The 504-nt window shown below is 47.2% G+C and carries 1 pseudogene; it reads left to right on the forward strand.

The annotated features are described in order from the left end of the window. A pseudogene (locus SB660_RS18935) lies at positions 1 to 439 on the forward strand (PseG/SpsG family protein); the annotation flags it as partial. Positions 440 to 504 lie beyond the last annotated feature (65 nt).

The following is a 504-nucleotide window of genomic DNA, read 5'->3' on the forward strand; positions in this document are numbered from 1 at the left end:
GGGCCGTGACATCGGCATGGGGCACGCGGTTCGGATGAAGCTGCTTGCCGGTGCCATTAAGAACAACTGCTCAATAACGTTCTACACAAATAAAGAGGCTTCTTCTTATCTGTCATCTGATCAATGGGAAGTGATCATCAAGCCTGACAAGGGACAGAAGGAATTTATTGTCCGGGAAATAAACACGCGGGCTCCCGACCTTCTCATATTCGATCTGCTCGATATGCCGTGTGACTGGCTGGAGGAAATCAAAAAGCATTCATCGGCTCGTATCGTCTTATTTGAAGAAAAGAGGGAACATGTCATTCATTTATGCGATGCCGTTATAAACGGCATTTACGGCGGGCTGAAAAGCCGGACGGTTCAAATGGGCAGCGCCGCGGTATATGAAGGCCCGGATTATATGATTCTTCATCCGGGTTTTGAAAAAGCAAAGCAGCCATGGATTTGGATTTTACGATTTTTTTGGCGTTTTTCTGCCGGATGACATCGCGGATATAGGAG

The organism is Bacillus sp. SIMBA_005, from assembly GCF_046535585.1.
In the GTDB taxonomy this organism is placed as follows: Bacteria; Bacillota; Bacilli; order Bacillales; family Bacillaceae; genus Bacillus; species Bacillus pumilus.